The sequence below is a fragment of the Bradyrhizobium jicamae genome (genome assembly GCF_018130695.1).
GTDB classification, from domain to species: Bacteria; Pseudomonadota; Alphaproteobacteria; order Rhizobiales; family Xanthobacteraceae; genus Bradyrhizobium; species Bradyrhizobium jicamae_B.
Map to the genome: position 1 here is coordinate 47,813 of NZ_JAFCJX010000023.1, position 21,398 is coordinate 69,210.

20 protein-coding genes are annotated in these 21,398 nt (G+C 63.8%); 7 read left to right on the forward strand and 13 right to left on the reverse strand.

Going from position 1 to position 21,398, the window contains the following annotated elements; translation table 11 throughout:
• Positions 1–25: 25 nt before the first annotated feature.
• From JQ604_RS29060 to JQ604_RS29090, 7 genes are all read right to left on the reverse strand, one after another.
• Positions 26–976 (reverse strand): NAD(P)H-dependent flavin oxidoreductase, encoded by a 951-nt coding sequence (locus JQ604_RS29060; RefSeq protein WP_212364117.1) that lies wholly within the window; start codon positions 974–976, stop codon positions 26–28.
• 61 nt (positions 977–1,037) lie between these two features.
• On the reverse strand, positions 1,038–2,207 hold the full coding sequence (locus JQ604_RS29065; RefSeq protein WP_212364118.1) for an ABC transporter substrate-binding protein: 1,170 nt from the start codon (positions 2,205–2,207) through the stop codon (positions 1,038–1,040).
• A gap of 31 nt (positions 2,208–2,238) precedes the next feature.
• A complete protein-coding gene (locus tag JQ604_RS29070) occupies positions 2,239–3,285 on the reverse strand; it encodes a branched-chain amino acid ABC transporter permease (protein WP_212364119.1) in 1,047 nt (348 codons plus the stop codon).
• A gap of 2 nt (positions 3,286–3,287) precedes the next feature.
• Positions 3,288–4,160 carry a branched-chain amino acid ABC transporter permease gene (locus tag JQ604_RS29075; RefSeq protein WP_212364120.1) on the reverse strand — a complete coding sequence of 291 codons (873 nt, stop codon included), beginning with the start codon at positions 4,158–4,160 and terminating at the stop codon, positions 3,288–3,290.
• Positions 4,160–6,007, reverse strand: coding sequence for an AMP-dependent synthetase/ligase (locus JQ604_RS29080; RefSeq protein ID WP_212364121.1), 1,848 nt, complete (start codon positions 6,005–6,007; stop codon positions 4,160–4,162). Before JQ604_RS29080 ends, JQ604_RS29075 begins: the two co-directional genes overlap by 1 nt.
• Positions 6,004–6,780, reverse strand: a complete 777-nt coding sequence (locus tag JQ604_RS29085) for an ABC transporter ATP-binding protein (protein WP_212364122.1) — start codon at positions 6,778–6,780, stop codon at positions 6,004–6,006. The genes JQ604_RS29080 and JQ604_RS29085 overlap by 4 nt, the downstream gene beginning before the upstream one ends.
• Positions 6,777–7,565: an ABC transporter ATP-binding protein gene (locus JQ604_RS29090; protein WP_212364123.1), complete on the reverse strand. Its 789-nt coding sequence runs from the start codon at positions 7,563–7,565 to the stop codon at positions 6,777–6,779. The genes JQ604_RS29085 and JQ604_RS29090 overlap by 4 nt, the downstream gene beginning before the upstream one ends.
• A gap of 327 nt (positions 7,566–7,892) precedes the next feature.
• On the opposite strand from JQ604_RS29090, the gene JQ604_RS29095 reads away from it, so the two are divergent.
• The 4 genes from JQ604_RS29095 (at position 7,893) to JQ604_RS29110 (ending at position 11,828) form a co-directional block, all read left to right on the forward strand.
• Complete coding sequence (locus tag JQ604_RS29095) at positions 7,893–8,723, forward strand: enoyl-CoA hydratase/isomerase family protein (protein WP_212364124.1); 831 nt, start codon at positions 7,893–7,895, stop codon at positions 8,721–8,723.
• Positions 8,720–9,478: a TetR/AcrR family transcriptional regulator gene (locus tag JQ604_RS29100; protein ID WP_212364125.1), complete on the forward strand. Its 759-nt coding sequence runs from the start codon at positions 8,720–8,722 to the stop codon at positions 9,476–9,478. Before JQ604_RS29095 ends, JQ604_RS29100 begins: the two co-directional genes overlap by 4 nt.
• Positions 9,478–11,025, forward strand: coding sequence for a class I adenylate-forming enzyme family protein (locus JQ604_RS29105; RefSeq protein WP_212364126.1), 1,548 nt, complete (start codon positions 9,478–9,480; stop codon positions 11,023–11,025). The genes JQ604_RS29100 and JQ604_RS29105 overlap by 1 nt, the downstream gene beginning before the upstream one ends.
• A gap of 92 nt (positions 11,026–11,117) precedes the next feature.
• Positions 11,118–11,828: a TetR/AcrR family transcriptional regulator gene (locus JQ604_RS29110; RefSeq protein ID WP_212364127.1), complete on the forward strand. Its 711-nt coding sequence runs from the start codon at positions 11,118–11,120 to the stop codon at positions 11,826–11,828.
• A 24-nt stretch (positions 11,829–11,852) separates the two neighbouring features.
• Here the strand turns inward: JQ604_RS29110 and JQ604_RS29115 are convergent, their stop codons facing one another.
• Genes JQ604_RS29115 through JQ604_RS29140 form a run of 6 tightly spaced genes read right to left on the reverse strand, consistent with a single transcriptional unit; the run spans position 11,853 to position 16,975 of the window.
• Entirely contained in the window at positions 11,853–12,857 is a 1,005-nt protein-coding gene (locus JQ604_RS29115; protein ID WP_212364128.1) for a DUF7064 domain-containing protein, read from the reverse strand.
• A gap of 31 nt (positions 12,858–12,888) precedes the next feature.
• Positions 12,889–13,320: a MaoC family dehydratase gene (locus JQ604_RS29120; protein ID WP_212364129.1), complete on the reverse strand. Its 432-nt coding sequence runs from the start codon at positions 13,318–13,320 to the stop codon at positions 12,889–12,891.
• Complete coding sequence (locus JQ604_RS29125; RefSeq protein ID WP_212364130.1) at positions 13,317–13,832, reverse strand: hypothetical protein; 516 nt, start codon at positions 13,830–13,832, stop codon at positions 13,317–13,319. Before JQ604_RS29125 ends, JQ604_RS29120 begins: the two co-directional genes overlap by 4 nt.
• Complete coding sequence (locus JQ604_RS29130; protein WP_212364131.1) at positions 13,829–14,875, reverse strand: phosphotransferase family protein; 1,047 nt, start codon at positions 14,873–14,875, stop codon at positions 13,829–13,831. Before JQ604_RS29130 ends, JQ604_RS29125 begins: the two co-directional genes overlap by 4 nt.
• Before the next feature lie 35 nt (positions 14,876–14,910).
• Entirely contained in the window at positions 14,911–15,765 is an 855-nt protein-coding gene (locus JQ604_RS29135; RefSeq protein WP_212364132.1) for an SDR family NAD(P)-dependent oxidoreductase, read from the reverse strand.
• Positions 15,758–16,975, reverse strand: coding sequence for an acyl-CoA dehydrogenase family protein (locus JQ604_RS29140; protein WP_249158816.1), 1,218 nt, complete (start codon positions 16,973–16,975; stop codon positions 15,758–15,760). The genes JQ604_RS29135 and JQ604_RS29140 overlap by 8 nt, the downstream gene beginning before the upstream one ends.
• 288 nt (positions 16,976–17,263) lie before the next feature.
• On the opposite strand from JQ604_RS29140, the gene JQ604_RS29145 reads away from it, so the two are divergent.
• The 3 genes from JQ604_RS29145 to JQ604_RS29155 are packed head-to-tail and all read left to right on the forward strand — an operon-like array spanning position 17,264 to position 21,397.
• The gene (locus tag JQ604_RS29145) at positions 17,264–18,046 is read left to right on the forward strand and encodes an enoyl-CoA hydratase-related protein (protein WP_212364134.1); all 783 of its coding nucleotides are present in this window, start codon (positions 17,264–17,266) and stop codon (positions 18,044–18,046) included.
• A 7-nt stretch (positions 18,047–18,053) separates the two neighbouring features.
• Complete coding sequence (locus tag JQ604_RS29150; protein WP_212364135.1) at positions 18,054–19,880, forward strand: acyclic terpene utilization AtuA family protein; 1,827 nt, start codon at positions 18,054–18,056, stop codon at positions 19,878–19,880.
• Positions 19,877–21,397: an acetyl-CoA carboxylase biotin carboxylase subunit gene (locus tag JQ604_RS29155; RefSeq protein ID WP_349631154.1), complete on the forward strand. Its 1,521-nt coding sequence runs from the start codon at positions 19,877–19,879 to the stop codon at positions 21,395–21,397. The genes JQ604_RS29150 and JQ604_RS29155 overlap by 4 nt, the downstream gene beginning before the upstream one ends.
• The last annotated feature ends 1 nt before the right edge of the window (position 21,398 follow it).

The window sequence follows — 21,398 nt, forward strand, 5'->3', positions numbered from 1 at the left end:
GCTCCACACTTTTCCGGATCATGCTTTAGCTCGCCTGCCGGCAACTGAACTGGCCGGCGGTGGCGAGGCTCGTTTCATATTCGCGGGCCAGCTGGCGGCAGAGATCCTGCACCGGTGGAATGGTCTCGATCCCGCCGACGCCCTGGCCGGCGGCCCAGATGTCCTTCCAGGCCTTGGCGTCGGTGGTGCCGAAATCAAGCTGCTGCGGAGGCGTGAGATTGTCGGGATCCCGCCCCGCTGCGGCAATGCTCTGGCGCAGGAAGTTGCCGGCGATGCCGCTGATCGCCGGAGTGTAGACAATGTCGGCCGCCTTGGATTCCACCAGCATTTGCTTCAGGCGCTCGACGGCAAGACTTTCCTGCGTCGCCATGAAGCGTGTCCCGACATAGGCCATATCAGCGCCCATCAGCCGCGCGGCGGCAATCTGCGCGCCATTGCTGATCGAGCCGCCGAGCAGCAACACGCCGTCGAAGATGCTGCGGATTTCCTGCAGCGCGGCAAAGGCGCTGATCATGCCGGCATGGCCGCCCGCGCCGAAGGTGACAGCGATCAGCCCGTCGACGCCGGCCTCCGCCGCCTTGGCCGCGAATTTGAGATTGGTGACGTCGTGAAAGACAAGACCACCGTAATCATGCACCGCTGCGATCAGGTCGCGGTTGAGGCCGAGGGACGTAATCACCAGCGGCACCTTGCGCGCGATGGTGAGGGCGAGATCGGCCTCGAGCCGGGAATTGCTTCGATGCACGACGAGATTGACGCCGAAGGGCGCGGCTCTCGGCAAGGCAGCCAGACGCTGGCCGATCTCGTCAAGCCAACCGGCGTAACCCTCCGTGGTGCGCGCGTTGAGCGCGGGGAACGTACCAACCACGCCGGATTGACAGCAACCGACGACGAGATCCGGACCGGAGATCAGGAACATCGGTGCGGCCACGACCGGGACGGTCAGGCGGTTGGCGAACCGACTCGGAATTGGCATCGGAATCATCCCAAAGGAGAAACATCCGGACTCCGCGGCGGCCCGCAGAGCCCGGTCTCGACTAATACTGCTTGAACTCGCTCAGGGCCTTGAACGCGTTCGCCTTGGTGTCGAACTGGTAGACGCCGACGGCCGTTCCCGAGAGTTGCAGGGGATTATCGAAACTGATCGGGGCGCTGAGGCCGCCGGTCTCGAAATTCTTCAAGCCCCTCAACTTCTCGATGGTGCAGGTGCGCGTCAGCTCCTTGCCGCACTGCCTCATGCCCTCGGCCAGCGTCTTCAGCCCGATATAGGCGACATAGGTGTAGCGACTGATGTTGGAGAGCTCGTCGTCGGTGACGAACTTCTTCGCCAGCACCTTGAACTTGTCATTGGCCGGGCCGACCAGCGAAACGTAATCGGCGACCATGAAGTCGTAGCCGGCCGGCGCGGACAGGGCAGCGGAGGCCGGGATACCTTCGCTCCAGACGCCCGCCGACTGGATCTTCATGTCGAGCTTGCGGGCCTCGGCGAGGATATTGGCGGCGCCCGCGAAGATCCCGCCATTGGCCAGCACGGTCACGCCGGCCTGCTTCATCTGCGCCATCTCGGCGGAGAAGTTGGTGGTCCCCTTCTTGAAGGCGACGCGGACTGCGGCCTTGCCGCCGAACTCCTTCACCGCGCGGTTGAAACCGGCTTCGACGTCCTTGCCGAAGTCATCATCCTGCCGAAGGATGCCGTAGACCGCATCCTTACCTTCCATGTTGTCGTGAATGTATTTCAGCTGCGCGTAGAAGGCATCCTCGTAATTGGCGCCGAACGTGAAGACTGATGGACGGACCGGCGTGTAGACCAGCTTGGCCGGAGCTTCGGTGACGACGGTCGGCAGGTTGTGCTCGGTGATCAGCGGCATCATCGCGAGCACGTTGGCGGTGCCGGACGTGCCGTTGAGCGCGAAGATGCCGTCGACCTCGATCAGCTTGGTCAGCGCCTGGAACGAGCGGGCCGGAATGTAGCCATCGTCTTCCGTGATGACGGTCAGCTTGCGTCCGTTGATGCCTCCCGCGGCGTTGATCTCGGCCGCGGCGATCTTGGAGCCCAGCGCAAAACCCTTGCCGACGAAGGCCGCCGGGCCGGTCATGATGTTGACGTCACCGACCTTGATCTCGGTATCCGTCACCCCAGGTTCGGCCGCGTACGCAACCGTCGACAGCAGCAATGCTGCGGCACATGTAATAATGCTTGTTCTCATGATACCCTCCCGGCGAAGTTGAGATGTCTTGTCAGTATGCGAGTGGCCAGTTGCTCCAGTATTTGCGCGCGTCTTTCCAGACGCCGATCAGGCCCTCGGGCTTGAAGCGCAGAAACAGCACGATGACGACGCCGTAGGCCGCACCGCGGATCTCGTAGACGTAGTCGGTGAACAGCGCGGATTTCTCGTCGGCAAACATCGAGAAGAACAGCCGCAACGTCTCGGGCAGAAACGACAGGAAGATCGCGCCGAGCACTGCGCCTGCTATCGAGCCGAGGCCGCCGAGAATGATGATCGCCAGCGCCTCGATGGAGAGAATCAGCGCGAACACGTCGACATTGACGAAGCGCAGCTGCAGCGACATCAGCGCACCTGCGATACCTACGAAGAACGAACTGATCGCAAATGCCAGCAGCTTGTATCGCACGAGGTCGATGCCCATCACCCGCGCGGCAATGTCATGATCGCGGATCGCCATCCAGGCGCGCCCGATCCGCGTCCGCGAGATGTTGAGGGCGGCCAGAATGGTCGCAACGGTCAAGCCCAGCACCAGGTAATAGAGCGGCACGCCCTTCTGGACGTCGTAACCGAAGATCGTGGCGCCCTTCACGAAGACGCCATTGGGACCATGCGTCACTCCCTCCGCATAGAGGATGACATGGCTGATGATGAAGGAGAAGGCCAGCGTGGTAATCGCCAGATACAGCCCCTTGAGCCGCAGCGAGGGAATGCCCACGAGAAGACTGATCAGCGCGGCGATCAGGCCGGACGCCGGAAGCGTCAGCCAGACCGGCCAGTGATAGTCCGTGAGCAGGAGCGCATTGGAATAGGCCCCGACGGCGAGGAAGCCCGCCTGTCCGAGCGAGATCAGTCCGGTCTGACCGGTGAGCATGTTGAGCGCGACCGCGCCGATGATGGCGATCAGTGAGGAAACCACCAGCGTGAGGCCGTAATTTCCGATCAGGAAAGGTGCAAGCACCATCACGCAAAGCATTCCGGCAAACCAGGTCCACACGACCCTGCTGTCACTGAGCGCGACGAGCTGCCCCGGATTTTCCTTGAAATGTCCTGTTCGCATGATCAGACCCGCTCAATGTCGCGACTGCCGAACAGTCCGTACGGCCGGATCATCAGCACGAGGATGATGACGATGAAGCCAGCGATCTCCCGCATGCCCTCACCGATGTAACCCTGCGACAGGTTCTCGATCAGGCCGATGATCAATCCGCCGAGCGCCGCCCCGGTCACCGAATCCATTCCACCGAGGATCACGGCCGGGAAGGATTTCAGCCCCTGGAACCAGATGTCCGGCGCTAGCTTGAAATTGGCCGCGAACAGCAGGCCGGCGACCGCGGCGATCCCCGAGGACAGCATCCAGGCCAAGGCGTGGACCTGGTTGACGCTGACACCGGTCAGCAGCGCAGCGGTCTCGTTTGCCGCCACCGCGCGCATGGCGATGCCGTATCGGCTGAAGCGCAGGAACAGCCAGATGGCGAGCACGACCATTCCCAAGGCAGCCATCAGGTAAAGCTGCGCCGGATAGAACGGAATGCCGCCGAGCTTGATGACGGCCGTCGACATCCCCGCGGTGAAATTGAACGGCTCCGATCCCCAGATCATGATCGTGGCGCTGCGCAGGATCACGGCAAGACCCACGGTCGCCATCACGATCGCGAACACGGGTTCGCCGAGCATCGGGCGGATGAAGATTCGTTCGAGCACGAGGCCAATGAGCATCGAGATCGGAATCGTCACCAGCACCAGCGGAACGAACGAAAGATGGAGGCCGTTGGCGATGCTGAAGGCGATGTAGGCGGTGAGCATCACGATCTCGCCTTGCGCGAAGTTCACAACGCCCGTCGACTTGTAGACCAGGGCGAAGCCCATCGCGATCAGGCCGTAGGCGGCGCCCGAGACCAGCCCGGTGGAGATCAGCAGCATGAGGAAATCCATCAGGCGGCGCTCCCGTAGATGGTCGCGATCTCTTCGCGGAATTTCTCCTCGATGACCTTGCGGCGCACCTTCATGGTCGCGGTCAGTTCGCCGTCATCATGGTCGAGCTCCTTGGCCAGGATGACGAACTTGCGAACGTTCTCGACCCGCGCGAAACGGTCATTGACGCGCTTGACCTCTTCCTCCACCAGCTCCCTCACCTTGTCGTTCTGGGCGAGCGAGCGATAGTTGGTGTATTGGATGTTCAGTTCCTGCGCCCACTTTCCGGTGCTCTCGAGGTCGATCTGGATCAGCGCCGCCAGGAAATGGCGTCCGTCGCCAAGCAGGATCGCTTCGCGGATGTAGGGTGAATCCTTGAGCGCGTTCTCGATCAGCGAGGGCGTGATGTTCTTGCCGCCCGACGTGATCAGAATGTCCTTCTTGCGGTCGAGCACCCGGATGCCGCTATCGCCCTCGATCTCGACGATATCGCCGGTATGCAGCCAGCCATCGGTGATAGCCCGGGCGGTCGCGGCCTCGTCGAACAGATAGCCCTTGAACACGCTCGGCGCGCGGATCAGGAGTTCGCCATCCGGGCCGAGCTTCTGCTCGAGCCCGCTGATGTGCCGGCCCGAAGAGCCGAGCCGCGTGTCGCCCGGACGCTGGGTGTGGCAGACGCCCGCGCTCTCGGTCATGCCGTAGATCTGGTACAGCGGTATGCCGAGAATCCAGAAGAACAGCAGCACTTCCTGCGAGACAGTCGCTCCGCCGCAGAAGCCGGCCCGCACGCGGTTGATCCCGAGATAATGTTGCAGGCTGCGGAAGCAGACGAGCCAGAGCAGCGTGTACATCAGCCGATCGGCCATCGTGGCCAGTCTGCCGCCGTTGGCGAGCCGGCGCAGCGCGATGGGGCGGCCGCGGGCGAGGCAGGCCTCGACCACGTAGCGCTGCAGCGGCGTCGTGTCCTTGAGCCGATAGAGCACGCTTTGCTGCATCTTCTCCCAGATGCGCGGCACACCGAGGAATCCTTTCGGCGCGATCTCGCGCAAATTGACCACGACGGTGTCGACGGATTCGGCGAAGCTGACCACGCAGCCCGTCACCATCTGCATCACGGTCGAGAAGCAGCGCTCCGCGACGTGGCAAAGCGGCAGATAGCAGAGCACCGAGTAGCTGCTCTCGTCGAGCCCGTGGATCGCGACGGTTTCGGCGCTCGAATAGAGCATGTTGCGATGGGTCAGCATCGCGCCCTTTGGCATGCCGGTCGTGCCGGACGTATAGACGATGATCGCGACATCGTCCGGCTGCCCCGCCGCAAGCGCAGCGTCGACGCGCGGCCCCAGCTCGGCTTCGCTCTTCCGACCGAGCTCGATCACCGCGTCAAAGGACATCAGGCCCTCTTCCGCGTAGTGACGCATGCCCTTCATGTCGATGCAGATGATCGTGGTGAGATCGGGCAGGCCGCCTTCGTTGCGGCGCGCATCGATGACCTTGTCGGTCTGCTCCTGGTCGCCGCAGACGACGATTTTCGCGCGCGAATGGCGGACGATGTATTGCAGCTCCGGCCAGGGATTGGTCGGATAGATCCCGAGCCCCGCGCCTCCGAGCATCTGCGCGGCCAGATCGGCGATCAGCCATTCCGGCGCATCGTCGCCAGCGATCGCGAGGCGGTCGCCGGCGCGAAAGCCGATGGCATAAAGGCCGATCGCGAACAGTCTGGCCTGCTCGAAATAGCCCTTCCAGGTCGTGCGTCGCCACAGCCCGCGGTCCTTTTCGCGCAAGGCCAGCGCATCGCCATGGGTTTCCGCGCGCAGTTTGAGAATCTGCGGCAGCGTCATGGAAGAGATCTGGCTGGAACTGAGCTTCATGCCGCAGCCCGCTTGGAGCCGAGATAAGCCTCGATGACGGCCGGATTGGCTGCGACCTCGGCAGGACGTCCCTCGGCGATCTTGCGGCCGTAATTGACCACGCAGACATGGTCCGAAATATCCATCACGATGCCCATGTCATGCTCGACCATGAAGATGGTCATGCCGAATTCGTCCTTCAGATCGAGAATGAAACGGGCGATGTCCTCGCGCTCCTCGAGGTTCATGCCGGAGACCATCTCGTCGAGCAGCAGCAGCTTCGGCGAGATCGCGAGCGCCCGTCCGAGCTCGACACGCTTCTGCAGGCCATAGGACAGCGTGCCGACGGTGTGGTCGCGGATGTCCTCGATCTCCAGGAACTCGATGATCTCCTCGACGCGCTCGCGCGCCCGGAGCTCCTCGTTCCGCGCCCTGCCCCAGAAGATCGCGGCGGACAGCGGATCACTGCGCAGATGGGCGTGCATCCCGACCAGGAGATTGTTGACGACCGTCTCATGCTTGAAGACCGCCAGGTTCTGGAACGTGCGGGCGATCCCCAATCGCGCCAGCGTATAGGTCGGCGCCCGCGTCAGGTTCTTGCCCTCGAACGTGATCGTGCCCGAGGTCGGACGGAACACCGCGCTGATCAGGTTGAACAACGTCGTCTTGCCCGCACCGTTGGGACCGATCAGGCTGTAGATCTCGCCGCGTCCCACCGTGAGGCTGACGTCGTTGACCGCCGTCAGTCCTCCGAAACGCTTGGTGACTCCCTCCAATTGAAGCAGCGCCGTCATGACAGCCACCTCTTGCGCCGCTTGTAGTGCTTCACGTCGCGCATGCTTTTCCGCGCCCCGCCGGCGAATCCGAGGTAGAATTCCTGCACGTCGTCGTTGGCTCGCAGTTTTTCCGCCTTGCCGTCGAGCACGATGCGGCCATTCTCGATGATGTATCCATAGGATGAGACCTGGAGTGCGAGTTGAGCGTTCTGCTCGACCAGCAGCACGGTGAGGCCGGTGTTGTGGTTGAGGCCGAGGATGGCCTCGAAGATCACATCCACGATCTGAGGCGCGAGCCCGAGTGAGGGTTCGTCGAGCATCAGGAGACGCGGACGGCCCATCAGCGCGCGGCCGATCGCCACCATCTGCTGCTCGCCGCCGGAGAGATAGCCCGCGGTCTGGGTCCTGCGCTCGTGGACCCGCGGGAATAAAGTGTAGACCCGCTCGAGCTCTTCGGCGGTCTCGGCGCGGGTTCGCGTGAAACCGCCCATCAGCAGATTCTCTTCGACCGTCAGCGTCGCGAACAGCGCGCGGCCTTCAGGAACCTGAAGCAGGCCGTGCTGAATGATGGCGCGCGGCGTCTCGCCCGAGATAGCGTTGCCTTCGAGATGGATCACCCCGCTGGTGATTTCGCCGTCCTCCTGGCCGAGCACGCCGGAGATCGCCTTGAGGATGGTGGACTTGCCGGCGCCGTTCGAACCCAGCAGGGCGACAATGGCGCCCGCGGGTACTTCGAGCGAGACGTCGCGCACCGCCTCGATCGACTTGTCGTAGAGCACCTGGATGTTGTTCAGGGCCAGCATGCCGGCCTCATGGCCTGGATCGGCCCAAGTCGTTGATGAATGATATTTATCAATGACGGCGTAGCAGCAAAACCTGTCGCGCGGCCACGCCGTGACGAGACGCGAATAGCCACCGCCCTCGAGGCAGGCCAAATGCCCTCTTTCCTCATTTTCAAGCTATTTCCTCCACCACATTCACCCTCCTCGTAATTTCACGACACCTTTTGAATGGTGCTTGCGCGTGAGCGAAGAATAATGAATTGTCTTTATTAGCGATGAGGAGCTGGTGTTTGTCAACCGGGAACTTCGCAGCAGGCTCCGCGACCTGACAACGCGAGGAGAAAGTCGATGGAAAGACAAAACGGTTCGGCCGACGCCATACGGCTCGACTGGCCGCTGCCCGAGGTGGCGCGCCTCACGCTCGCCCGCGGTTCGGAGCTCAACACCCTGACCTTCGAGTTGATCGAGAGCCTGCATCACGCGCTGGACACTGCGTTGGCTGAACGTGCGCGCGTCGTCATCATGACGGGGGACGGACGAGCCTTCTGCTCGGGCGCGCACATCACCTACTTCACCGACCCGGCAGCCGGCCTCGCCGACGATCCCGCCGGCATCCGCGACGTCTATGTGAAATCGATCGTCGCCGCATTTCGAAAACTTCAGGACGCCCCCTTCGCCACGATCGCGGCGATCAATGGCTTCGCGCTCGGTGGCGGCTGCGAACTCGCGCTGTCCTGCGACTTCCGGCTGATGGCGGCGCGAGCGCGGATTGGCCTCACGGAAGCGCGGCTCGGCGCGGTGCCGGGCGCCGGAGGCCTTCAACTGCTGGCCAGGATTGTCGGCCGCGCCAGGGCGCTCGAGATGATCCTCCTCGCCGATCAATGGTCAGCCGAGCAGGCGTTATCGGCGGGACTTGTCACCGCGGTGCACGACCGGGAGGAACTGTCGGAAGCGGCGCTCGCGCTGGCGCGCCGGCTATTGCTCTGCAGCCCGACGGCGATCGCCGCATCGAAGGCGGCGATCTACGCGTGCGAAACGGCGAACCCGGATGAGGCGGACGAAATCGCGCTCGACGCAGTCCGGCATGTCGCAGGCGCTCCCGACTGGCGCGAGGGCATGACGGCCTTCGCCGAGCGGCGTCCGCCCGGCTTCGCCGTCAACGGAAAGAGGTCATCATGACCATTCCGGGCCGCCGCCAGGCGGTGCGCCTGCCGCGCGAACAGCGGGTTGCCGAAATCATGCGGGCCGCACGCGCGGTCTTCGTCGAAAAGGGCTATGAGGAGGCGCTGCTGTCCGACATCGCCGAGCGGGCCGATGTCGTCGAAGGCAGCATCTACCGCTATTTCGAGAACAAGCGCGACCTCCTCGTGAAGGTGATCGAGGACTGGTACGAGGCGATGCTGTCGGACTACGATCAGCAGCTTTCCGGCATCCGCGGCACGCGCAACCGCCTGCGCTACATGGTCTGGCGGCACCTCGAGACGGTGCACGAGGAGCCGGCGCTTTGCCATCTGATGTTCCAGATCATTCGCTCGGGCGCGGACTACAGCGCGACCGCAGTGCACGAGCTCAACCGGAAGTACACGCACCGTACGCTCGATATCGTGCGGGAAGGCATCGATGCGGGCGAACTGCGCGGCGATATCCCGCTGCGGCTGGTGCGCGACATGATGTATGGCTGCGTGGAGCATCGCACCTGGGCCTATCTGCGCGGCGAAGGCGACTTCGATTCGAACCACGTCGCTGACGCGATTGTTGATCTGGTGCTCGGTGGGCTGGCGAAAGCACCGGCCAACCAGCCGCGGGACCAGACCATCGCACTGCGTCTCGAACAAGCCGTTGCACGACTGGAGAGGCTCGATGCCGAATCGGCACCGGCGGTGCGCAGCAGCAGCCCGAGCAAGAAAAGACGATATCTTCCAGGGAGGGTCTGATGGAAAGAAACGGAAGCCAAAATTCCGCCGCAAGCATCCATCGTGCCGGCGGATTGACGGTCTATGAACTCTTCGCCGCGCAGGTTTCACGCGATGCGGCGGCTCTTGCGATTGAACAGGGCGAACTCAGGCTGACCTATGCCGAACTCGATGCCAGGGTGAGAAAGCTCGCCGGAACGCTGCTCGGGATGGGCGTGACACGCGGCAAACGGATCGCATTGCTCTCCGAGAATCGTCACGAATACATCGAGATCCAGCTCGCGGCCGCCTTCATCGGGGCGATCGTCGCCTGCCAGAACTGGCGGCTCGCGCCGACGGAGCTGAGGCATTGCGTGGCCCTGGTTTCGCCGTCGCTGATCATCGCGTCCGAACGCTTCGCGGCGCGCGTCGAAGCCTTGGTCGACGTGCCGGTGCACATTATCGAGCGCGACTACGAGGCTCTGATCCAGGGCGTAGCGTCCCCTCAGTCCATGCCGGAGGTCGAAGCCGAGGATCCCCTGATCATCCTCTACACCAGCGGCACGACCGGCCTGCCGAAGGGCGCGGCGATCAGCCACCGCGCGGAGATCGCGCGAATGGCGGCGCTGCGCCTCGACCTGCGCTGTACCGAACAGGACGGGTTCATCGCCTGGGCCCCGATGTTCCATATGGGCTCGACAGATCAAGTGCTTGGTGCGCTGATGTCCGGGGCAACCGTGCATGTGATCGACGGGTTCGACGCCGAACGCATCGTCGCGATCATGGAGCGCCATCTGCTCGGCTGGGTGCTGCTGATGCCCGGCTCCATCGAGCCCGTCGTCGAGCTGCTGAAGTCAAGCGGAAGGCGGGCAAAAGGCATCCGCGTCATTGGCGCGATGGCCGATCTCGTCCCCAAGAAGCTGATCGCCGAACTGTCCGGCCTCGCCAACGCTCCCTATCTCAACAGTTTTGGTTCGACGGAGACCGGCTTGCCGCCGGTCTCCGCCATGCTGATCCCGCCGGGCACGATCCCCGAGACGCTTTCAAAGCGCAAAAGCTCGCTTTGCGAACTCAGGCTGCTGGACCCGAACGGCAAGGACGTTGCGGACGGCGAACCGGGCGAGGCTGCGGTGCGCGGGCCGACGGTGTTCAGCGGATACTGGAATGCGGAGGAGACCAATGCCCGCGACTTCGCCGGCGGGTGGTTTCGCATGGGCGACCTGCTGCGGCGCAATCCGGACGGCTCTTACGATTTCGTCGATCGCGCCAAATACATGATCAAATCCGGCGGCGAAAACATCTACCCGGCAGAGATCGAGCGGGTGCTGCTTGCCGACGCACGGATCGCCGACGCCGTCGTCGTGCGCAAGTCCGATCCGAAGTGGGGCGAAGTGCCGGTCGCATTCGTCGCCCGTGCGGATGAGGCGCTGAAAGAGGCCGAGGTCGATGCACTCTGCCGGGACGCGCTCGCCGGCTACAAGCGGCCGAAGTCGGTCCATTTCATCCGCTTCGAGGACTTCCCACGCAGCACGACCGGCAAGATTCTGCGGCACGAAATGGAGAAGATTTACAAGCACTTCCTGTCCTGAGCAGCGAAAAGCCGTTCCATCCCGCTCGAATCCTGTTCTATGGTGAAGTTACGAAGTCTGCTCCGCCGGAGCGGCCCGATCAGAGGCAAGGCATGGCGCAGGGCAACGCGCGACGACAGGTCCACCGACTTTCTCCCGAACGTCGTATCGCCGATATCATGGCGGCGGCAAAAGCGGTCTTCACCGAGAAGGGTTATCAGGAGGCACTGATCTCCGACATTGCCGAGCGCGCCGGCGTGGTCGAAGGCAGCATCTATCGCTACTTCACCAACAAGCGCGACCTGCTCGTCCGTGTGACCGAACACTGGTACGAGGAAATGCTCGTGCGCGACGCGGAGCAGTTCGCCGGCGTGCGCGGATCCTGGAATCAGATCCGATTCATCGTGCATCATCACCTGATGACGATCCGACGCGAGCCCGCGCTGAGCCGGATCGTGTTTCAGGAACTGCGGCCTGACCCCGACTACCGCAGTACCCGTCTGTTCCAGCTCAACCAGACCTACACGCACCGCGTGATCGATGTGATCAAGGAAGCGGTCGCGAACGGGGAGTTTCGGAGCAACGTGTCACCGGCGCTGATCCGCGACATGATCTATGGCTGCATCGAGCACCGGACCTGGGCTTTCCTGCGCAACGAGGGCGATTTCGACGCTGAGGAAACCGCCGACAGCATCACCGATATCGTCTATCGCGGGCTCGCGATCGACGAAAGGACGGAAGAGCCCATGGCCGGCGTCGTCTCCCGCCTCGAGAATGTCGCGGCCCGGCTCGAAGGCATGGTTGGCAAAGGCAGAGGTCGCTGACCTCGTCGCCCCCGCGCCGGATGCTTACAGCGGATATCCAACCGGGCGGCCGTCCTCGAGCCGCTCGATATACTCGGTCATCCCGTAGCCCTGCTGGCCGTCCCAAGTGAAGCGCGTAAAGCCCTCGGCGATCCGCGAGACCAACGTTTCGTTCTCCGCGGTCTTGCGACGGTTGCGCAGCGGCGCAAGCGTCAGGATCTCGGCCGTGATCTGGGCTTTGCGTCGCGCCGTCATGACGCCGATCCTCACTTTCGACGGGTCCTGTCGCGCCGACCAGTCGGTCGACACGTCAAGGTCGAGAATGTCCTCGTAGTCGCCGTCGACCAGGAGAACTCCCTGGCGACGCGCCTTGCCGTTCTTGTCCGTGATCTTCAAGAGCATGAAGCCATCACCGTTCGGGAAGTTGGCGATGAAAAGCCGATAGTAGTAGATCGCCTGCCAGTAGCGCGGGCCCCATGAATGATCGCGCCAGCCATGGCCGTCGATCGACCAGCTTTCACTGCCGACCCTGATCTCGCCGTGGACGCGACTGTGCTGGTTGAAATGCCCGAGCGAGAAGTCGCGGCCATACATGGTCTGCACCGCGTCGTCGGTCGGCTCGCCGCCATGGATGGGCGATTCGGCTTCGTGCACCCAGTGCACGCGACCCGGCTGGCGCGGACCATTCGACAACAGGTCGCGCGGATCGCGCAACGCCTCGGGGTCGTCGACAATGATCAACTCTCCGTCGAAGGTCATCGATATCTTTCGCAAGGGTTCGATCACCGAATAGGACAGGCCGCCGGCGTCAAAGCGATCGTTGCTCGCGATCTTCGGGCGCTGAAACTGGCAGGCAATCCGGCCATCAGGCAGATAGAAACAGACCGAGAGCTCGGCATGGCCCTCGTTGACGCGATTGCCGAGCCGCATCCAGCCGCCGACCGCGGAGGCCACATTGAAGCCGTTGGTGTAGACGCTCTCGTTGAAGTTTGGCGAAGCGTCGGGCTTATGCATCAGCTCGTCTTCGGGACGCATCAGGAAATTCGCCATCGGCAACTCCAATGATCGAAGATGTCTCGGGTCAATCGGCGCGCAACAGCACCGTCATCCGGCCACGCTGGATGACGGCCTCGTGCTGGTTGACGACCTCGAAGGCGAAGACGCCGACATTGCGCCCCTGTTTCGACGTCGGGCGCAGGGTCTCGACGGTCACGCGTGCGCGCACGGTGTCGCCGATCTTCACCACGCCGGAAAAATCCCAGTTCAGGTTCAACAGCGCGATCACCCGTTCGCCGAGCACATTCATTTGCGTGAACAGGCCGATCGCGGTCGCCATGGTGTGCGGGCCATGCGCAATTCGTCCGCCATGCGGCGTCGTCCTGGCGAAAACCTCGTCGGTATGCACCGGCGTGAAGTCGCCGACGAGACCGGCAAAGAGGTTGATGCCGTCTTCGCCGATGGTCCGGCCCTGCGTGCTAAAGGTTTCACCAGGCGTGAGAGCCGGCATCGTCATCGATTGCTTCCTTCCCTGCCGCCAGGCGCGGCGCTTGCCTGTTGTGGTTCTTGTTTGCCGCTGGCGATCTCTGCGAACAGCGGCTTTCGGGTCAGCTTCATCTCCCGCGTCAGGCTGTCGTGCAGATGCCCGCGGATCAGCGCCAAAGCCTGGTCGCGCTCGGGGAAATTGGAGGCTCCCTCGCCCATCAGTTCGGCCAGCACGTCGCAAATCAGCCCGTCGAGCCGGTCGCGCTCGGCCTGGAGATCGGTCGTCACGCCGATCGCCTCATGACCGACCGGGAGAGCCGCGCCGGGTATGTGCCCGGCGACGGCATGCAGCACCGCCCGCTTCTCCTCGATATCGACGAGCAGGGGCCCGCGTGCCCATTCGAGGCGCGGACCGATATTGTTGAGAAGATCGATGACGCCGACGGCCTGCCCGCGTGCGTAAGGTTCGGTCACATGCGGGATGACGTCATCGCGCAGCGTTGCGAGAATGCCTTCGAGCAGTCTTTGCAGGCCGATGTTCATGCCGCCCGCTCCATCGCGGTCTCGACCTGGAGCAGCATGCGCGGGATCTGCGCGCCCATGCCGGCCATGCGCAGGTCATTGAAGCCACCCGATTCGAAGGAATGGATTGCAGCATAATGCATCACGGCGAGCTTGTAGGTGCCGAAGGCTTCCCAATAGCGCATCGCGGCGAGGCTGACGTCTAGTCCGGTCAGGGCCGCGTAACGGTCGCGCAACTCCTCGCGCGTGAAGAAATGGCACATATGCGGCGAGCGTCCGCGCCAGGCCTGCAGGCAGATCCAGCCGAGGTCCTCGACCGGATCGCCAAGCCGCACCAGTTCCCAATCCAGGATCGCGGTGATGCGGCCATCGCGCTCGAGAAAATTGCCGATGCGAAAATCGCCATGGACGATACCGATCCGCGATGCGACCGGCGCGTGCGTCCTGAGCCAGATCGCGGCGAGCTCGAGCATCGGCACGCGGCGCGGCGACCAGCGGGCCAAGAGCCGCTCCCAATGGTCGATCTGCGCGCGCGCCGTCGTCAGCGGATCCGTCGTGCCATCGATCCCGGCAACCGGGGTCGCTTGCCACTTGAAGCGATGCAGCGCCGCCAGGGCAGCAACGAATTGACCGCCGAGATTCTCGCGCCGCGCGTCGTCGAAGGCGGGACCGCCATCATGGGTCCAGGGAATCGGTGCCTCGCCGGGAACGAGATCGCAGACAAAGAAGGGCGCACCGAGCGTCTCGCACTCGTCGCTGTACCAATAAACCCTGGGCACCGGCACATCGCTTCCGGCCAGTGCGCGCAGGGTGATGAACTCCGGCGACGCCTTGTAGGGCGCGAAGATCCCGTTCGGCGGCCCGACGCGCAGGATCAGATGCCGCTCGACGGCGACGCCCTGATCGCGCCAGGCGGCACGAAAGCCATAGGTGACCCAGGAGAAGCCGACCGTGAAACGATGGAGCGGACCGACCGATACCTCGCTCAGCCCTTGTGCTGCGATAAACGCCGACAAGCGGGTGCGGATGCCATCGACGTCGAGGGAATCGAACGCGCGGTTCATTTGTCCTCCCTGCCGGATCGTATTTTCCTTGTGCGTTAGACCTTGAAATAATCAGGCCGTTCGATGGTCCAGGTCTCGCCCCACAATTGCGAGCCGCCGGCGACATTCAGCACCTCGCCGGTGACGAAGGCCGCACCTGGTCCGGCGAGATAGGCGCAGGCCTCCGCCACCTCCCAGGTCGTCCCGCTGCGCATCATCGGGTTGGAGCGCGGATAGGCTTCGACCGCTTTGGGATCGTAGACGTTCCAGCCGGGCGTTTCGATCGCGCCGGGTGCAATGCAATTGACGCGGATATTGAGCGGCGCCCACTCGACCGCCAGCGCGCGGGTCAATCCGATCACGCCTGAGCGCGCCGCAACGGTGTGGGCGACACCATGCAGGCCATGCGACGTCACCACGACAATCGAAACGATACTTCCGGGACGCCCGGCATCGCGCCAGCCTCGCGCGGCCTGCTGCATCATCGACCAGGTGCCGTTGAGGTTGGTATTGACGACGGTGTTCCAGCCCTTGGTGGAAAAATCGATCGCGGCCTGCGGGAATTGTCCGCCCGCGCTGTTGACGAGAATGTCGATCCCGCCCTCATCGGATGCGATCTTGCCAAACAGTGTCGCGACCGATGAGGGTTCGCGGATATCGACGGTATGGGTGCTGACGACGAGGCCCTTGGCGCGCATGGCCTGCTGCGCCTGAGCGAGTTTCTCGGCACTGCGCCCGGCAATGATGATTTTCGCGCCGAGCCGCCCGAGCAGCCACGCGGTCGCTCGGCCGATGCCGCCCGCGCCACCTGAGATCAACACCGTGCGCCCGGCATAGGCGCCCGGGCCGTAGATCGTCGGTTGCACGGCAAGGTCGGCATCATTCAAGCCGAATTCCACCGATTCAGCCATTGCGCTTCATGTCCTTGAGCAGTTCGCCGGAGATGATCATCTTGCGCACTTCCGTGGTGCCCGCGCCGATCTCCATCAGCTTGGTCGAGCGGAACAGCCGGTTGATCTCGGATTGCCAAATATACCCCGTGCCGCCGTGGATCTGCACCGCCTTGTCGAGGACGTTGTGGCAGGCTTCCGCGGCATACATCACCGAGGCGGCGGTCAGCATGTGGATATCGCCCCGCCCACCGCCGCCGACCTCGAGGGGCGCTGCGGCCGCCAGCGTCTTGTAGGTGAAGCTGCGCATGGTCTCGACTAGCACGTACATCTCGGCCAGCATCGATTGCACCATCTGGAACGATCCGATGGGCTTGCCGAACTGCTGGCGGGTCTGGGCATACTCGATCGAGAGTTCGAGCGCGCGCTCCGCGATGCCGAGGCAGAGCGGCGAGATCATCGCGCGCTCGAGATCCAGTCCGCTCATCACGATCGCGACGCCGCTGTTTTCCTCACCGACGCGGTTCTCAACCGGCACACGGCAATCCTCGAACACGAGTTCGCCGGTCTGGCTGCCGCGATAACCCATTTTCTCGAGCTTTTGCGCGACCTTGAAGCCCGGGAAATCCTTCTCGACGATGAAGGCGGAGATGCCTTTGGCGCCCCTCTCCTTGTCGGTCTTGGCGTAGACCAGGAGAACGTCGGCGACCGGCCCATTGGTGATGAAGATCTTGCCGCCGTTGAGGACGTAATGATCGCCGTCGCGGCGGGCGGTCGTGCGCATCGATCCGAGCGCATCGGAGCCGGCGCCCGGCTCGGTCAGGCCCAGCGCGCCGATCTTGGCACCGGAGCACAATCCCGGCAGATATTTGCGGCGCTGGGCCTCGTTGCCATTGCGATAGATGTTGTTGGCGCAAAGGTTGTCATGCGCCACCCAGGCCAGCGCCATCGCATGATTCCAGCGGCCGAAGCCCTGCAGAACGAGCCCGGCCGAAACCAGGTCGAGGCCGGCGCCGCCATACTCCTCGGGAATGGTCACACCGAACAGGCCGTTTTGACCGATCTTCGGAAAGGCATCCTCGGGCCACCACTCCTCGGCATCCATCCGTTCGGAAAGGCCATAGAGCTCGTTGCGCGCAAAACGGTCGGCCTGGTCAAGGATGACACGCTGGTCATCGTCGAGATCGAAGGCGTTCTGACGGTTATCGCCAATGGGGCTGCCGCTCGGCATGTTCACGCGCTCTCCCTCTGCTGTCGGCAATGTTCAGCGCGCCTCCGGACGGGACGCGTCAGGGCGCGGGCTTGATGCTCAAGCCGGTCATTGCACGTAATGAATGCATTTCATCAATTTTCGGCCGGCGCTGTCAAGCGTAAATCGACAAACGGCTTTACTGTTCAATTTTACCGCATTTCGCGGCGATCTCCAAATTTTGGCGGTTGACATCTCTGATGAATTGAAATCATTTATTTCGACAGGCGATCCGTGTTTGACGGACACAGCCAGTCAGGGACAGGAAACGTGGCCGAGCAGGTACGTACGACGCGCAAGGGCGCCACACTCACGATCACCATCGACCGGGAACGCCGGCGCAACGCGCTGAACGAAACCGTGGCGGCGGGGATCGTGGCGGGATTGGACGAGGCCGAAGGCGACCGTTCCATTCGCGCGGTGGTCCTCACGGGCGCAGGCGACAAGGCGTTTTGCGCCGGCGGCGATCTGCAACCGGGCGCGGACGGAACCCCGTTCGTGATCGATGCCGCTGATCCACAGCATTATGTGGCCCGACTGCTGCGCCGCATGGACGCCTTCCGGCTGCCGATCATTGCCCGCGTCAACGGCCACGCGCTCGCGGGCGGCTTCGGGCTGGTCTGCGCCTGCGATCTCGTCGTCGCGCGTGACGATGCCCTGCTCGGGGTCACCGAGGTCAAGGTCGGGCTCTTTCCGATGATGATCCTGCCGTATCTGCTCAGGGTCTTGCCCTATCGCACGATGATGGAGCTCTGTTTGTCGGGCGAGCCGATCAAGGCAGGCGATCCCGGAGCCGTTGACATCGTCAATTACGCCGTTCCGGCGGCCGAACTCGACGCCAGGACCGATTGGCTTGCAGAGCGGGTCACCAGCAAATCGCCAACCGGGATCCGGCTCGGCAAACAGGCGCTGTCGAAGATCCGGGAAATGTCCTCCGATAGTGCGCTCGAATACGCCCAGTTCATGCTCGCCAACATGGCGCGCACCAGGGACGCCCGCGAAGGTTTCGCGGCGTTCAACGAGAAGCGCGCGCCAATCTGGACCGCGGAGTAAGCCGGCCATGAAGGAGATCGTCCGCATCGGCTGCGGGGCAGGCTTTTGGGGCGACAGCCCCGAGGGGCCGCAGCAGCTCGTGCGCGAAGGTGCGATCGACTATCTCGTGCTCGATTATCTCGCCGAGATCACGATGTCGATCCTGGCAAGGATGAAGGCGAAGTCCCCCTCCCTTGGCTACGCAACCGATTTCGTGACCGCGGTCATGAAGCCGCTGGCCAGGGAGATCGCGGAAAAACGCATCCGCGTCATCACCAATGCCGGCGGCGTCAACCCCCTCGCCTGCCGCAACGCGCTGGAAGCGGTTTGCCGCGAAGCGGGGGTCGATCTCAAGATCGCGGTCGTGAGCGGTGACGATCTGTCCGAGGACGTCGAGCGCTACCGTCGGCAGAACACAAAAGAGATGTTCAGCGGCGCGGCGTTTCCCGAACGCGTCAGCAGCGTCAACGCCTATCTCGGCGCCTTCCCGATTGCGGCCGCACTCGACGCCGGCGCGGACATCGTGCTGACGGGGCGCTGCGTCGATTCCGCGATCGTGCTCGGCCCGCTGATCCATGAGTTCGGCTGGCGGCAAGACGATTACGACCTGCTCTCCGCCGGCAGCCTTGTCGGACACATCATCGAATGTGGCGCGCAGACGACCGGGGGCATCACCACCGACTGGCGGGCCGTTGCCGAGGACTGGGACCGGATGGGTTTCCCGATCGCCGCGTGCCGGGCCGACGGCAGCTTCGAGATCAGCAAGCCCGAAGGAACCGGTGGCGCGATCACACTTGCGACTGTAGGGGAACAAGTCACCTACGAGGTCGGCGACCCCCAGGCCTATGTCCTGCCCGACGTCGTCTGCGACTGGTCGCGTATCTTGCTCGAACAGGTCGGCACGAACCGGGTCCGGATCGCCGGCGCGCGAGGCTTGCCGCCAACCTCGTCCTACAAGGTCAGCGCGACCCATGCCGACGGCTACCGCGCAGCCGTCACGATGATGATCGCCGGACGCGAGGCTCCTGCGCGGGCCAAGGCGGTTGGCACAGCGATTCTCTCGCGATCGCGGCGGTTGATGGCCGAGGCCGGCTTCGGCGATTTCAGTGAGCAGTCGGTCGAGGTGCTCGGTGCCGAATCCAGCTACGGCGCGAACAGCCGTGCCGGGGCCGCCCGCGAAGTGATCCTGAAGATCGGCGTTCGTCACCCGAGCAAGGAAGCGCTGCAGATTTTTGCGCGCGAAATTTATCCTGCCGCGACCGCGATGGCACAGGGACTGACCGGGTTCGCCGGCGGCCGGCCGGAGCCGCAGCCGGTGATCCGGCTGTTTTCCTTCCTCGCCGATAAGGCCGACGTGCCAGTGACGGTTTCGATCGGCGACAGCACCACCGATATACCTGCCTTCGTGCCTGCGCGGACGACCACGATGGAGCGAGCGTCGTCGCCGACCACAGAGCCCGCGCCTGCATCCGGCGAAACAGTCAAGGTGCCACTGATCACGCTGGCCTATGGCCGCAGCGGCGACAAAGGCGACATCGCCAATATCGGCGTGATCGCGCGCCGTCCGGAATTCGTGCCGGTGCTGCGCCGGGAACTGAGCAGCGAAATCGTCCGCGACTATTTCAGCCACTACGTGAGGGGCACGGTCGAGCGCTTCGAGTGGCCGGGGCTGAACGGCTTCAACTTCCTGCTGCATCAGGCGCTCGGCGGCGGCGGCGTCGCCTCGCTCCGTCATGATCCGCAAGGCAAGGCTCTGGCGCAGATCCTCATGGATTGTCCCGTCGCGGTGCCCGCGGCCTGGGTCGCACGTGGCGGGCCTCTGGAAGCCTATGCCCCCGAGGAGAGCAAGCCGTGAGTTCTTCCCACGCCACGAATCCCCCCGCCGCGGCCACCTCGATCCCTTTCAAGAGAATCCTCGTCGCCAACCGCGGTGAAATCGCCTGTCGCGTCTTCCGCACGTTGAACGCGCTCGGCATCGCCAGCGTTGCCATTCACCACCGGGTCGAGGCGCGCGCCAAGCATGTCCGCATGGCCGATCAGGCCGTCGAGATCAGCGGCGAGACGCCGGTTGCGGCCCATCTCGACGGCCGCCAGATCATCGAGGCGGCGCTTGCGACCGGAGCCGATGCCATCCATCCCGGCTACGGTTTCCTGTCGGAAAATGCAGGTTTTGCCAAAGCCGTGGTCGCGGCCGGCCTCACCTTCATCGGGCCGGATGCCGCGACGATCGCGCTGATGGGCGACAAGATCTCTGCCCGCAATTTCGCCGCGGCGCGCGGCGTGCCGGTCGCGCCCTCGGTGATGCCGACCCAGGACATCGACGCCTTCGCGCGTGACGCGGCCGCGATCGGCTTTCCGCTCCTGATCAAGGCCGCGGCGGGCGGCGGCGGCAAGGGCATGAGCATCGTGCGCTCCGCCTCCGAACTGACCCAAGCCGCCCGTCTCGCGGCCAGCGAGGCGCAGCGTTATTTCGGCGACGGCCGGGTCTATGCGGAAACCTATGTCGAGCGCCCGCGCCATATCGAGGTGCAGGTGCTGGGCGACGGCCAGGGGAACGCGATCCACCTGTTCGAGCGCGAATGCTCGGTGCAGCGGCGATTTCAGAAGATCATCGAGGAAGCGCCCGCGGCCAACCTGGCGCCGGAACTGCGGGAGGCGATCTGCGCCGCGGCCGTCCGCCTCGTCGCTGCGGCGAAGTACAGGAATGCCGGCACCGTCGAGTTCATTCTCGGTGCCGACGGACGCTTCTTCTTCCTGGAGATGAACACGCGGCTTCAGGTCGAGCACCCCGTCACCGAGATGATCACCGGCCTCGATCTGGTGCGCGCGCAGATCGAGATCGCCGCCGGCCATGGGCTTCCGATGGCACAAGGCGCCGTGGCGCAGCACGGCCACGCCATCGAGTGCCGCATCTGTGCGGAAGACCCGGCGCGTGAATTCCTGCCCGAGACAGGTGCCGTCCGCTATCTCGGCGTGCCGGAGGCAGAGTATCTCCGTTTCGAGAACGCGCTCGATCCCGGCCAGAAGATCACCACGGATTTCGATCCGATGCTGGCGAAGCTCGTCGTGCACGGGCCAAACCGCGATGCAGCCATCGCGCGGAGCATTGCCGCCCTGAAAGAACTGGCACTGCTCGGCGTCACGACCAACATCGACTATCTCGCACGTGTGTTGGGACATCCCGCCTTCCGCGCCGGCGATCTCCATACCGGCTTCGTCGCCGAGCACCGCGAGGCGCTGGTCATCGACCAACCCACGCCTGACGTGCTCCACCAGGCCCTGATCGCGGCGGCGCTGGGCTTCCGCGAATTCCACGACCTCGCCTTCAGTGTGCCGGAGCCGCACGCGTCCATCGGACAGTGGAGAAACTGAC

Bases quoted from the DNA above. Each gene is read 5' to 3' on its own strand.
- JQ604_RS29110 (WP_212364127.1), top strand. From the start codon at position 11,118: ATGGCGCAGGGCAACGCGCGACGACAGGTCCACCGACTTTCTCCCGAA.
- JQ604_RS29105 (WP_212364126.1), top strand. From the start codon at position 9,478: ATGGAAAGAAACGGAAGCCAAAATTCCGCCGCAAGCATCCATCGTGCC.
- JQ604_RS29070 (WP_212364119.1), bottom strand. From the start codon at position 3,285: ATGCGAACAGGACATTTCAAGGAAAATCCGGGGCAGCTCGTCGCGCTC.
- JQ604_RS29130 (WP_212364131.1), bottom strand. From the start codon at position 14,875: ATGAACCGCGCGTTCGATTCCCTCGACGTCGATGGCATCCGCACCCGC.
- JQ604_RS29120 (WP_212364129.1), bottom strand. From the start codon at position 13,320: ATGACGATGCCGGCTCTCACGCCTGGTGAAACCTTTAGCACGCAGGGC.
- JQ604_RS29075 (WP_212364120.1), bottom strand. From the start codon at position 4,160: ATGGATTTCCTCATGCTGCTGATCTCCACCGGGCTGGTCTCGGGCGCC.
- JQ604_RS29095 (WP_212364124.1), top strand. From the start codon at position 7,893: ATGGAAAGACAAAACGGTTCGGCCGACGCCATACGGCTCGACTGGCCG.
- JQ604_RS29085 (WP_212364122.1), bottom strand. From the start codon at position 6,780: ATGACGGCGCTGCTTCAATTGGAGGGAGTCACCAAGCGTTTCGGAGGA.
- JQ604_RS29135 (WP_212364132.1), bottom strand. From the start codon at position 15,765: ATGGCTGAATCGGTGGAATTCGGCTTGAATGATGCCGACCTTGCCGTG.
- JQ604_RS29140 (WP_249158816.1), bottom strand. From the start codon at position 16,975: ATGCCGAGCGGCAGCCCCATTGGCGATAACCGTCAGAACGCCTTCGAT.
- JQ604_RS29090 (WP_212364123.1), bottom strand. From the start codon at position 7,565: ATGCTGGCCCTGAACAACATCCAGGTGCTCTACGACAAGTCGATCGAG.
- JQ604_RS29065 (WP_212364118.1), bottom strand. From the start codon at position 2,207: ATGAGAACAAGCATTATTACATGTGCCGCAGCATTGCTGCTGTCGACG.
- JQ604_RS29060 (WP_212364117.1), bottom strand. From the start codon at position 976: ATGCCAATTCCGAGTCGGTTCGCCAACCGCCTGACCGTCCCGGTCGTG.
- JQ604_RS29115 (WP_212364128.1), bottom strand. From the start codon at position 12,857: ATGGCGAATTTCCTGATGCGTCCCGAAGACGAGCTGATGCATAAGCCC.
- JQ604_RS29150 (WP_212364135.1), top strand. From the start codon at position 18,054: ATGAAGGAGATCGTCCGCATCGGCTGCGGGGCAGGCTTTTGGGGCGAC.
- JQ604_RS29125 (WP_212364130.1), bottom strand. From the start codon at position 13,832: ATGAACATCGGCCTGCAAAGACTGCTCGAAGGCATTCTCGCAACGCTG.
- JQ604_RS29080 (WP_212364121.1), bottom strand. From the start codon at position 6,007: ATGAAGCTCAGTTCCAGCCAGATCTCTTCCATGACGCTGCCGCAGATT.
- JQ604_RS29100 (WP_212364125.1), top strand. From the start codon at position 8,720: ATGACCATTCCGGGCCGCCGCCAGGCGGTGCGCCTGCCGCGCGAACAG.